General features: G+C 68.4%; 11 protein-coding genes. 7 read left to right on the forward strand and 4 right to left on the reverse strand.

Translation table 11 applies throughout. The features are described from left to right. Positions 1-30: 30 nt before the first annotated feature. Positions 31-2628, reverse strand: coding sequence for an aminopeptidase N (gene pepN, locus I7X18_RS10040; protein WP_193047122.1), 2598 nt, complete (start codon positions 2626-2628; stop codon positions 31-33). 10 nt (positions 2629-2638) lie between these two features. Continuing rightward, positions 2639-3031 carry a DUF732 domain-containing protein gene (locus I7X18_RS10045; RefSeq protein WP_193047123.1) on the reverse strand — a complete coding sequence of 131 codons (393 nt, stop codon included), beginning with the start codon at positions 3029-3031 and terminating at the stop codon, positions 2639-2641. A 190-nt stretch (positions 3032-3221) separates the two neighbouring features. On the opposite strand from I7X18_RS10045, the gene I7X18_RS10050 reads away from it, so the two are divergent. Continuing rightward, positions 3222-3842 (forward strand): mycothiol-dependent nitroreductase Rv2466c family protein, encoded by a 621-nt coding sequence (locus tag I7X18_RS10050; protein WP_193047124.1) that lies wholly within the window; start codon positions 3222-3224, stop codon positions 3840-3842. 114 nt (positions 3843-3956) lie between these two features. Then, complete coding sequence (locus I7X18_RS10055) at positions 3957-5768, forward strand: AMP-dependent synthetase/ligase (RefSeq protein ID WP_193047125.1); 1812 nt, start codon at positions 3957-3959, stop codon at positions 5766-5768. Here the strand turns inward: I7X18_RS10055 and I7X18_RS10060 are convergent. Beyond that, positions 5765-6397 carry a flavodoxin family protein gene (locus I7X18_RS10060; protein WP_193047126.1) on the reverse strand — a complete coding sequence of 211 codons (633 nt, stop codon included), beginning with the start codon at positions 6395-6397 and terminating at the stop codon, positions 5765-5767. The two genes, I7X18_RS10055 and I7X18_RS10060, sit on opposite strands and share 4 nt — an antisense overlap. Positions 6398-6558: 161 nt before the next feature. Here I7X18_RS10060 and I7X18_RS10065 point away from each other — a divergent pair, with 161 nt between their 5' ends. Genes I7X18_RS10065 through I7X18_RS10085 form a run of 5 tightly spaced genes read left to right on the forward strand, consistent with a single transcriptional unit; the run spans position 6559 to position 10986 of the window. Next, positions 6559-7002, forward strand: a complete 444-nt coding sequence (locus tag I7X18_RS10065; protein WP_193047127.1) for a nucleoside deaminase — start codon at positions 6559-6561, stop codon at positions 7000-7002. Next, positions 6999-7952: an isopenicillin N synthase family dioxygenase gene (locus tag I7X18_RS10070; RefSeq protein ID WP_193047128.1), complete on the forward strand. Its 954-nt coding sequence runs from the start codon at positions 6999-7001 to the stop codon at positions 7950-7952. The genes I7X18_RS10065 and I7X18_RS10070 overlap by 4 nt, the downstream gene beginning before the upstream one ends. A 19-nt stretch (positions 7953-7971) precedes the next feature. Then, on the forward strand, positions 7972-8451 hold the full coding sequence (locus I7X18_RS10075; protein ID WP_193047287.1) for a ribose-5-phosphate isomerase: 480 nt from the start codon (positions 7972-7974) through the stop codon (positions 8449-8451). Positions 8452-8454: 3 nt separating this feature from the next. Further along, entirely contained in the window at positions 8455-9261 is an 807-nt protein-coding gene (locus I7X18_RS10080) for an Fpg/Nei family DNA glycosylase (RefSeq protein WP_193047129.1), read from the forward strand. 42 nt (positions 9262-9303) lie between these two features. After that, positions 9304-10986 (forward strand): cation:proton antiporter, encoded by a 1683-nt coding sequence (locus I7X18_RS10085; RefSeq protein ID WP_193047130.1) that lies wholly within the window; start codon positions 9304-9306, stop codon positions 10984-10986. A 1-nt stretch (position 10987) separates the two neighbouring features. On the opposite strand, the gene I7X18_RS10090 is transcribed toward I7X18_RS10085, so the two are convergent. Then, a complete protein-coding gene (locus I7X18_RS10090; RefSeq protein ID WP_193047131.1) occupies positions 10988-11773 on the reverse strand; it encodes a DUF1542 domain-containing protein in 786 nt (261 codons plus the stop codon). Positions 11774-11878 lie beyond the last annotated feature (105 nt).

An 11878-nucleotide genomic window follows, 5' to 3' on the forward strand; every position in this document is an offset into this window, starting at 1 on the left:
GTCGTGTGTGGACGCGCACGCTCGCGGGACTCAGCTGATGTCGTACCGCCGCGCTCGCAAGGAGCGCTCCACACCCGCGCGGCCTTCGAGCACCAGCCGGCGCAGGGCCGGCGGCACGTCTCCGTCGAGGAAGCGATCCGCGGCTGCCAGCGCGTCGTCGCTGATGTCCCACGACGGGTACAGGCCGACCACGACCGTCTGCGCGACCTCACTCGACCGGCGCTCCCACACCCCGGCGATGGCCGCGAAGTACTTCTCCGTATACGGCGCCAGCACGGCCTGCTGACCCGGCTGCACGATTCCGCCGACGATCGACCGGGTGGTGATGTTGGCGAGCGTGTCGTCCTCGAGAACCTGTTGCCACGCAGCCTCTTTCACCGCGGGCTGGGGCCGCGCCGCCGACGCCGCCGCCGCGTGGCGCCGGCCGGCCGCGGTCCGGTCGCGCTGCGCCTCGGCGTCGATGAAAGGCGTCTCGGGGCCGTCGGCGTCGATGTCGCCGCTGGCGGCCAGCGCCGTGACGATGCGCCAGCGCAGGTCGGTGTCGAGGACCAGCCCCGGCAGGTTGACCTCGGCGGGCTCGTTGTCGAGCAGTGTCGCCAGCACGGCGACCTGGTTGCGCGACAGCACCGAATTACACAGCGCGTTGACGAAGGCCAGCTGGTGGTCCGAACCTGGGGCCGACTCGCGCGCCAGGTCCAGCAGCCGGTCGGTGAACGCCGGCCACCCGTTCTCCTTCGCCCACTCCGGATCGGCGTAGGAGTTCAGCGCGGTCTGCGCCTGCAGCAGCAACCGCTGCGCCACACCCACCTCGGTCTCGGCGTGCACACCGCTCATCACTAGGGCCACGAAGTCGCGCGCCTTGAGCTCGGCTTCGCGGGTCATCTCCCAGGCCGCCGACCAGGCCAGCGTGCGCGGCAACGGTTCGGCGATGTCGGCGATCCGGGTCAGCACCGTCTGCAGCGAATCCGGATCCAGCCGCAATGCGCAGTACGTCAGGTCGTCGTCGTTGACCAGTACCAGCTTGCCGCGCGGAACCCCTTGCAGCGCAGGAACGTCGGTGCTCTCGCCCTCGACGTCGAGTTCCTCGCGGTGCACCCGCACCAGCTTGCCGGTCGTGGCGTCGTCGTCATACACGCCGACCGCGAGCCGGTGCACACGGGTCTCCCCGGCGCCCGGTGCGGCGCCGCTCTGCGCGATCGCGAAGCGCGTGAAGCGGCCCTCGCCGTCCACGTCGAATTCGGCGCGCAGCGTATTGAGCCCGGTCGTCTTGAGCCACTGACGGCCCCACCCGGACAGGTCGCGGCCCGACGACTTCTCGAGGGCACCGAGCAGGTCGCCGAATGTCGCATTGGCGAACGCGTGGTCGCGGAAGTAGTCCCGCAGACCGGCGAGGAACGACTCCTTCCCGACGTAGGCGACGAGCTGTTTGAGGACGCTGGCGCCCTTGGCGTAGGTGATGCCGTCGAAGTTCACCTCGACCGCATGCAGGTCGGGGATGTCGGCGGCGACGGGATGCGTCGAGGGCAACTGGTCCTGGCGGTAGGCCCACGACTTCTCCGCGTTGGCGAAGGTGGTCCAGGCCTGGTCGTATTCGGTCGACTCCGCCTGGCACAGCACCGAGGCGAACGTGGCGAACGACTCGTTGAGCCACAGGTCGTCCCACCAGGTCATGGTGACCAGGTCGCCGAACCACATGTGCGCCATCTCGTGCAGCACCGTCTCGGCGCGGCGCTCGTAGGAGGCGCGGGTGACCTTGCTGCGGAAGACGTAGTCCTCCAGGAAGGTCACCGCGCCGGCGTTCTCCATCGCGCCCGCGTTGAACTCCGGGACGAACAGCTGGTCGTATTTGCCGAAGGCGTACGGCACGCCGAAGTTGTTGTGGTAGAAGCCGAATCCCTGCTTCGTCTCGGTGAACAGCCGCTCGTCGTCCATGTACTCGGCCAGCGATTTGCGGCAGAACAGGCCGAGCGGGATCTCCCCGTGCTCGTCGCGGTACAGGTCGTCCCAGCGGGCGTAGGGGCCGGCGATCAGCGCGACGAGGTAGGTGCTCATCCGCGGGGTCTGCACGAAGACGTGCGTCTTGCTGGCGCCCGACGAAGCTGCATCAGTGCGGCTTCCTTCCAATGCGCCGTTGGACACCACCTCCCAGTGCGCGGGCGCGGTGACCGTCACATCGAACGTCGCCTTGAGGTCGGGCTGGTCGAAACAGGCGAACATGCGCTTGGCGTCGGCGGTCTCGAACTGCGAGTACAGGTACACCTCGTCGTCGACCGGGTCGACGAAGCGGTGCAGCCCCTCACCTGTGTTCGAGTACCGGCAGTCGGCGTCGACGACGACTTCGTTGCGCCCGGCCAGGCCGGTCAGCGGGATGCCGGTCGATTCGTCGTAGCCGGACACGTCGATGTCGTGGCCGTTGAGGGTGGCCGCGCGGATGGTGTCGGCCGCGATGTCGATGTAGCTGTCGGCGCCGGCCGTCGCGTCGAACGTGACGGTGGTCTTCGAGCGGAACGTCTTCTCACCGGGTGCGCCGGCACCGTCGGTGAGGTCCAGTTCGATGCGGTAGTTGTCGACGGTGATCAGCGCCGCGCGCTCGACGGCCGCCTCGCGGGTCAGGTTGGGAAGTGCCACGCCTCCCAACCTATCGGGCTCCGGGGAACCTCGTCGTCTGCAGCCAGTTCAGGAACGTGCCGTTGCCCACCGAGGACATCATCTGCGGGCAGTACATCTGGATGGCGATGCCGGCGAAGAACGCCGCGAGGTCGGGTGGGACGCCGTCGTTGCGGACCGTCGAAACGACCTTGACGAAGTCCTTGCCGGGCTCGACGAGCATCGGGCAGACCCGCTTGCCGAGTGCGACGGTGTCGACCGGATTGTCGTATCGGAGCCCGGCCCTGTTGAGCGCGTTGAGGAAGGCTTTGTCGTTCGGGTTGAGCGGGTCGGCGCCTGCGGGCGTCGCGGTGATCATGGCGCCGGTCATGAAGGTCGCGGCGGCCGCCGCGGCCATCCACCGGGTTCGAGCTGTTGCGGACATGGTGCTCCTCGTCTGTCCACTGTCACACTGGTTTACTCAGGTCACAGGAACAACACGGTTGGGTCAAGGTTGACCCACGGGCGTGTGCCGCGCAGGCCGGCGTGGGGGATGGCGTGTTGGGGAACACGGGGGACGAAACTGAAGTTGTGCCGCATAGATCTGTGTCCTCGTCACCGAAAGGATCCCGCTGATGGCTGAGAAGTCGAAGGCCGATTTCTGGTTCGACCCGCTGTGCCCGTGGTGCTGGATCACCTCCCGCTGGATCCTCGAGGTGGAGAAGGTCCGCGACATCGAGGTGACCTTCCATGTGATGAGCCTCGGCGTGCTCAACGAGGGGCGCGATCTGCCCGAGCAGTACCAGGAGGCGATGAAGCGGGCATGGGGTCCGGTGCGGGTCGCGATCGCCGCCGAACAGGCCAAGGGCCCGGAGGTGCTGGCGCCGCTCTACACCGCGATGGGCACGCGCATCCACAACCAGGGCTACGGGGAATCCGATCCCGAGTTCACCGCGGTCATCTCCGAATCGCTGGCCGAGGTGGGCCTGCCCGCGGAACTGGCACAGGCAGCGACGTCCGACGAGTACGACGACGCGCTGCGCAAGAGCCACCATGCGGGCATGGACCCCGTCGGCGACGACGTCGGCACCCCGACCATCCACGTCAACGGGGTGGCGTTCTTCGGTCCCGTGCTGTCGAAGATCCCTCGTGGCGAAGAGGCCGGGAAGCTGTGGGACGCCTCGGTGATCTTCGCGTCCTATCCGCACTTCTGGGAGCTCAAGCGCACCCGCACCGAGAAGCCGTCCTTCGACTGATCTTCGGCGTGGGCCGCGTATCGAAACGGCGCGGACCGGGTATGAGTGTGCAACCATCGATGACGCCCAGCCAGGGGCGGAGTCGAATCCCGCCCTCGAATCCCGGAGACGACGATGTCCATCGATAGCCAAGAGCGGTCCGGCACGACCTCTGCGAACGTCGCCACGATGTTCTTCGACCGTGTCGAGAAGTCGGCCCAACGCGAGGCGTTCCGCCGGCTCGAAGACGGCAAGTGGGAGTCGCTGACATGGGAGCAGGCCGCCGATCAGGTCGAGGCGCTGGCTGCCGGTCTGCTCGCGTTGGGCATCGAATCCGAACAGCGGGTGGGCATCGCGTCGAGTACCCGGTACGAGTGGATCCTGGCGGATCTGGCGATCATGTGCGCCGCGGCCGCCACCACCACCGTGTATCCGACGACCAACGCCACCGATACGGCCTACATCCTCAGCGACTCGGACTCGCGGTTCGTGTTCGCCGAGGACGAGGCGCAGCTGGAGAAGCTGCGGGAGAAGCGTGACGAACTGCCGGACCTCGAGAAGGTGGTGCTGTTCGACGGTGACGGTGACGGTGACTGGGTGCTGGGCCTGGCCGATGTCATCGAGCTGGGCAGAAAGCACCTCGAACAGCAGCCGTCGGCGGTGCGTGAGCGTTCCGCGTCGATCGCCCCTGACCAACTGGCGACGCTGATCTACACCTCGGGCACCACCGGAAAACCCAAGGGCGTCAGGCTCGCTCACCGTGCCTGGGTGTACGAGGGCGACACGATCGCCGGCTTCGGGATCCTCGACGAGAGCGATCTGCAGCTGCTGTGGCTGCCGCTGGCGCACGCGTTCGGCAAGGTGCTGATCTCGGCTCAGCTGGCCTGCGGATTCGCCAGTGCCATCGACGGCCGGGTCGACAAGATCGTCGAGAACATGGGGACGCTGAAGCCGACCTTCATGGGCGCGGCGCCGCGGATCTTCGAGAAGGCGCACGCCAAGGTGGTCAGGTCGCAGAGCGGCGTCAAGGAGAAGCTGTTTAACGCCGCGTTCGCGGTCGGCCGCGAGGTGAGCCGGCGCCGGCGGGCCGGCAAGTCGGTACCGCCGCCACTTGCCCTGGCGCACAGCGTGTTCGACCGCCTGGTCTTCAGCAAGGTGCGCGACGTGTTCGGCGGCCGCATCCGGTTCATGATCTCCGGCTCGGCGCCGTTGAACCGCGACATCGCGGAGTGGTTCCACGCCGCCGGCCTGCTGATCCTCGAGGGCTACGGCCTGACCGAGACCGCGGCAGGCGCGTTCATCAACCGGCTGGAGAACTACCGCCTCGGCACCGTCGGCCAGGTTTTCGACGGCAGCGAGGTTCGGCTCAGCGACGACGGCGAAGTGCAGATCAAGGGCCCCTGCGTGATGGACGGGTATCACAACCTGCCCGACAAGACCGCCGAGACGCTGACCGAGGACGGCTGGTTGCGCACCGGTGACCGGGGCCAGCTCGACGACGACGGTTTCCTCACCATCACCGGCCGGCTCAAGGAGTTGTTCAAGACCTCCGGTGGCAAATACGTTGCGCCGCCTGCCATCGAGGGCAGGTTCATGGCGCTGTGCCCGTATGCCGGCCACATGCTGGTGTTCGGCGAATCCCGCAACTTCTGCGTAGCGCTGGTGACACTGGACCCCGATGCCATCTCGGGGTGGGCCGACGAGAACGGCATGGGGGACAAGTCCTACGCCGACCTGGCGAAGTCCGATGCGGTGCGCGAGTTGATCGGTGAGTACATCGAGCGGCTCAACTCCGAGCTGAACCGGTGGGAGACCATCAAGAAGTGGGCGATCCTCGACCACGACCTCTCCATCGAGAACAACGAGCTGACACCGTCGTTGAAGGTCAAACGGTCGGTCGTGCAGGAGAAGCAGCAGGATCTTCTCGACTCGTTCTACTCCGGCTAGCTCCAGACGCGGTTCGACCGTGCGGTGTCGATCCGGTAGTCGGTGACGCGGATGTCGAACAACCGGCCGCCGAGGTCGCGGGCGCGTGCCAACGGGTCGCTCGGATCGTGGACGATCTCGCCGCGGCTGTTGGCGTTGCCGACGACGATGCCGACGAGGTTCTGGTTCAGGTACCGGGTCAGTTCCTGAAACTGGGCGGCCACGCCGTGCGTGGCGCCGACGTAGCTCTCCTCGCAGGAGATCAGCACGCCGACCGTCTTGCCCGCGATCCCGTTGACCACGGTCTCCTGCTCCGGCGCGCTGTTGGCGGTGTAGCAGAACAGCCGGTCGAACACGGTCTTGAGCCGGCCTGGCATGCCGTAGAAGTACAGCGGCATCGCGAACACGATCCCGTCGGCAGGCAGGATCTTGTCCAGCAGCAGCTCGGAGTACCGGTCGTCGAGTGAGCACCGGCCGTCCTGAGGGCTTCGGCACAGCCGGCAGTTGCCGAGCAGTCGATCGACGTAGTCGTCGAGGAACAAGTGCTCCACGTCGTTGCCCGCGGCGCGCGCACCGTCGATCGCCGCGTCGGCCAGCGCATGGGAGTTGCCGTCGTGGCGGGGACCGGCACTGATCACGAGAACCTTCACGACACCTTCAATGCCGCTGGGCGCCGGTTTGTTTCCGGATGTTTGCTCCGGTTGCGGTCGCGCTCGGTCGATACGAGGGTATGACGGTGACGATCGCCGAACCGTCCCCGGTGTTACCTTTGGCTGTGCCATCTTCAGCTCCCCTGACCAGCGTTGCCACCATGCTCGACGTCGCCTATGCCGAAGCCCGAAAAGGACTGTCGCAAGGTGGTATTCCTATCGGTGCCGCGCTCTTCAGCGCCGACGGCGTGTTGCTCGGCAGTGGCCACAACCGCCGGGTCCAGGACGACGATCCGTCGGTGCACGCCGAGACCGATGCCTTCCGCAACGCCGGCCGCCAGCGTGACTACCGGTCCACCGTGATGGTGACGACCCTGTCGCCGTGCTGGTACTGCAGCGGACTGGTGCGACAGTTCAACATCGGCGCCGTGATCGTGGGGGAGAGCCGCACCTTCACCGGCGGCCACGAGTGGTTGGCCGAACACGGTGTGAAGGTCACCGTCGTCGACGACGAGCGCTGCGTGTCGATGATGAGTGAGTTCATCAGCGCCCAGCCGCAACTGTGGAACGAGGACATCGGAATCGCCGAGGGCGTGGCCGAGTGATCGCCACCGTCGATCTGTCCCGCTGGTACGCCGGGGGAGCCGAGGCCGATGCGGTCGCCGCCGAGGTCGACCAGGGGCTGCAGCAGGCCGGGTTCATCCTCGTCACCGGGCACGGGGTGGACCCGCTGCTCGCCGCCGACGTCCGCGCCGCGGCGCGCGCCTTCTTCGCCCAACCCGGCGACGTCAAGGCGCGCTACTCGGTGCCGGTCGGCGGACACGGCTGGATCGGCCCTGGAGCCGAGGCCAACGGCTATGCCGAGGGCACCGAGACACCGCCCGACCTCAAGGAGAGTTTCAGCCTGGGGGCCGACACCGCGACCGGCGACCCGGACGTCGACCGGATCTGGTTCGCCCCCAACGTGTGGCCCGACGAGGTGCCCGCACTGCAACGGCTGGTCACCGCGTACACCGCGGAGATGCGCCGGGTCGCCGACGACCTGCTCGCGCTCTTCTCCCACGCGCTGCGATTGGCGGCCAACCCGTTCGAGCGGCTCGCGAGCAGGCCCACCTGGACCATGAACATCAACCACTATCCGCCGGTCAGCGTCGTCGGCGAGCCCGAGCCCGGACAGTTCCGCATCGGCCCGCACACCGACTTCGGCACCGTGACCATCCTCGATCGTGAGCCGGGAGCCGGTGGGCTGCAGGTGTTCTCCGACGCCGACGGGTGGACCGACGCGCCGTACCGGCCGGACGCGCTGACGGTGAACATCGGTGACCTGCTGGAGTATTGGAGCGGACGGCGCTGGCTGTCGGGCCGGCATCGGGTGCTGCCGCCCCAGCCCGCCGCCCCCGAGGAGGACCTCGTCTCGCTGATCTACTTCTACGAGGCCGACCACGACGCGGTCATCACGCCGCTCGGCCCGCCGATCGGCAGGGTGTCCGGTCTGGGACCGGTCACCTCGTCGGCCTTCATCAAGGAGCGCCTCGACGCCATCACCGTCGGCTGAACCTGTCACAATGGCCGCCATGCGCGTCTACCTGGGAGCCGACCATGCAGGCTACGAGCTGAAGCAGGTGATCATCGATCATCTCCGCAGCACCGGGCACGAACCGGTGGACTGCGGCGCGTTCGGCTACGACGCCGAGGACGACTACCCGGCGTTCTGCATCGCCGCCGCCGAGCGGACCGTCGCCGACCCCGGCAGCCTCGGCATCGTCCTGGGCGGTTCGGGCAACGGTGAGCAGATCGCGGCGAACAAGGTGCCCGGCGCCCGCTGCGCCCTGGCCTGGAGCGTCGAGACCGCCACGCTCGCGCGCGAGCACAACAACGCGCAGCTCATCGGGATCGGTGGCCGGATGCACTCAGAGGCCGACGCGCTCGCGATGGTCGACGCCTTCCTCGCCACGCCGTGGTCGAAAGCCGAACGCCACCAACGCCGTATCGATATCCTTGCCGACTACGAGCGCACCCACGAGGCGCCGCCGGTTCCCGGCGCACCTTCATAGCGGATGCCCGAAGGCCACACGCTGCACCGGCTCGCCCGGCTGCACCAGAAGCGGTACAAGGGCCATCGGGTGCGGGTGAGCAGCCCGCAGGGCCGGTTCGCCGAGGGCGCCGCGATGGTGGACGGCCGCACCTTCACCGGTGCCAGCGCGTGGGGTAAGCACCTGTTCCACCACTACCGCGGTGGCCGCATCATTCACGTCCACCTCGGCCTGTACGGGCGGTTCGACGAATTCGCCACCTCGCCCGACGAGCCGGCGCCCGATCCGGTCGGGCAGGTGCGCATGCGCATCGCCGGCCCGGACTACGGCACCGACCTGCGTGGCCCCACCGCCTGCGAGGTCGTCGACGAGGCGCAGGTGTCGGACATCCTCGCCCGCCTCGGGCCCGACCCGCTGCGTCGGGACGCGGACCCGGCGCCCGCGTGGACCCGGCTGAACCGCTCGCGACGGCCCGTCGGCGCGCTGCTGATGGATCAGACGGTGATCGCCGGAATCGGCAACGTCTACCGCAACGAACTGCTGTACCGCCACCGCATCGACCCCTACCGGTTGGGCACCAACGTCGAACCCGGCGAGTTCGACGCAATGTGGACCGACCTCGTCGAGTTGATGAAAGTCGGTGTGCGGCGCGGTCAGATCGTCACCGTACGGCGCGAGGACGACCATGGCGCCCCGTCGTACCGCACTGGCCGCCCCCGCACCTACGTCTACCGCCGGCCCGGTGAGCCGTGCCGGATCTGCGGCACCCCGATCAGCACCGCGGTGCTCGAGGGTCGCAACCTGTTCTGGTGCCCGACCTGCCAGAGCTGAGGTAACGCGGCGCCGGTCGGCGTTTGAGGCGACAATCTCCCGGTGGAACTGATCCTCGTCGTCGTCGGCGCCATCGTGGTCACCGCCATCGCCCACCGCCGCGGTCTCGAGCCGGCCCTGGTTCTCGTCGTCGTCGGGTTCGTGGTGTCCTTCGCCCCCGATTTCAACGGCGTCGAACTGGAATCCGAGGTGCTGCTGTCGGTGGTGCTGCCACCGCTGCTGTACTCGGCGGCGCTGAGCTTCTCGTTCCCCACGTTCCTGCGCAACATCAAACCGATCCTCGGCCTCGGCGTCGGACTCGTGGTGATCACCACCTTCGCCGTCGCCGGGCTGGCGTCGTGGCTGGTGCCGTCGCTGACCTTCGGCACCGCCCTGATCCTCGGTGCGGTGGTGGCGCCACCCGATGCGGTGACCGCGGTCGCGGTGGGCCGCAGGCTGGGGCTGCCGAAGAAGGTGATGGCGATCCTGACCGGTGAGAGCCTGGTCAACGACGCGGCCGCATTGTCGCTGTTCTCGATCGCGGTGGCGCAGGTGGCGGGCAGCCGGGCGTTCATCGAGAACCCGATGCTGCTGTTCGGCTACAGCGCGCTGCTCGGCCCGCTCGTCGGCGCCGCGCTGGGCTTCGTCACGCTGTGGATCCGGCGCAGGCTGGCCAACCCGGGGCTGGAGACGATCCAGGGCCTGGTGGTGCCGTTCGCCGCGTTCATCTGCGCCGAGCACCTGCACGCCTCCGGGGTGCTCGCGGTGGTGGTCGCCGGTTTCGTGGTCGGTCACGGTTCGCTGGACGCCGGCTATCAGACCCGACTGCAGGAACGCTACGTGTGGAACTCCGTCGACGTGATGCTCGAGGCGTTCGTATTCGCCTACATCGGGTTACAGCTGCGGTTCGTCATCGAGGATCTCAACGAGGCGCACGAGTCGCTTGCCGAGGTGGCGGTGGCGTCCGGCGTCGTGCTGCTCGTGGTGCTCCTGATCCGGCCGGTGTGTGTGTTCGTGATGTTCGGCCGCGGGGTGCTCTCACGCAAAGTCGAGTCGAAGTTCAGCGTGCCGGTACCGGAGGAGGGCGGTCGCGGCGCGCTGGGCGTGCGCCGACGTGGGAGTCCGGGCCGGCTCGCGGCGCTCGCCGACCGGAGGGCGCTGACCTGGCAGGAGAACGTTGTCGTGTCCTGGACCGGCATGCGGGGCGTGGTGACGTTGGCGGCTGCGTCGGGCATCCCGCTGATGACGGTCGACGGCGAGGCGTTCCCCGAACGCGCCACCATCCAGGCGATCGCCTTCATCGTCAGCGTCGGCACCTTGCTGGTGCAGGGCTGGACGTTGCCACTGCTGATCCGCTGGCTGCAACCGTCGTTCGAGGCCGACCGGCAGTCCGACGAGACCGAGACACGCAAGGCCGAAGAGGTGGTGCACACAGCGGCCGACGACGTCCTCACCCGCTTCGCCGACTCACCGCCGCCCGGGCTCGACGCCGCGACGCTGGCCAACATCCGGCAGACGATCGCCCGACACGCCCAGGATGCCGACGAGATGCCCGATCCGGAGTCCCACACGCCGCGCGCCGAGGTGTTCTCCAAGCTGTACCGCGATGTGCTGTGCGCGCAACGAAATGCCCTGATCGCCGAACGTGACGCCGGGCGCATCGAGGACGAGGCGGTGCGCGCCATGCTGGAGCGGCTGGATCTGCAGGAGGCCGGGGTCTCGGCGCGGCTCGAGAGCCGGATCTGACCTAGAACCCGCCGAAGTCGCCCCCGCCGAAGTCACCGCCACCGAAGTCGCCCCAGCCGCCGGCGGAGTCGCCGCCGTCGAAACCGCCGCTGTCGCCGCCGGCGTCGCCCCCGCCGTCGGATCCGGGGTCCTGGCCCTCGTCAAAGCCCTGCGCGAAGCCCTGTTCGTATCCGGTGCCGTGCATGCCGGAGAACATCGCGTCGAACAACAGCACCGAGCCGAGACCCCACGCGCCGGCCACCAGCGCGGGCTTCCACCACGGCTCGGAGTACCAGCCCGCGGGCACGGGACGGCCCGCCACCCGGCCGCCGGGGTAGTAGTTGGGGGTGCGCTGCGAGGGGGCCGGCGAGGCCTCGATCTCCCGGCCCTCGAACTGCACACGCCGGTCCTCGCTGACCGCGCCGGCCGCGCGCTGGCCGGCCAGCGTCTCCAGTTCCGGGCCCGGGTCCATGCCCATCGCGATGCGGGCGGCCCGCACGTAGTAGAGCCCCTCGAGCGCGCTCTCCTTGGCCAGCAATGCCTGCTTGTCGGTGGTGGCCTGGTCGATCTGCGACGACGCGGCGGTGTAGCGCTCCGATGCGTCCGCCATCGCCTGCTTCGACGCCTCGTCGCTGCCGCTCAGGTTGAGCACCTGGCCGCCGAGTCGCTCGATCACCCGCCGGGCGTCAGCCTTGGCGTCGGCCAGTGACGCCGCAGTGCGCTTGCCTGACGCCTTCGACGAGCTGTAGACCGCCAGCGCGAGCGCAGCGACGACCACGATGATCAGAATTAGCAAGAGGCCGTTCATGCGTCCAGCCTACCGACGTGATCGACCCTTTTCGCGGGGCGCGAAATCAGCGGACGCCCACACCCGGTGTGCGGCGGCGGGGCAGGATCCAGAGATCGCGGCTGC

Origin of the sequence: Mycolicibacterium baixiangningiae, from assembly GCF_016313185.1 — a bacterium.
Taxonomy (GTDB): Bacteria; Actinomycetota; Actinomycetes; order Mycobacteriales; family Mycobacteriaceae; genus Mycobacterium; species Mycobacterium baixiangningiae.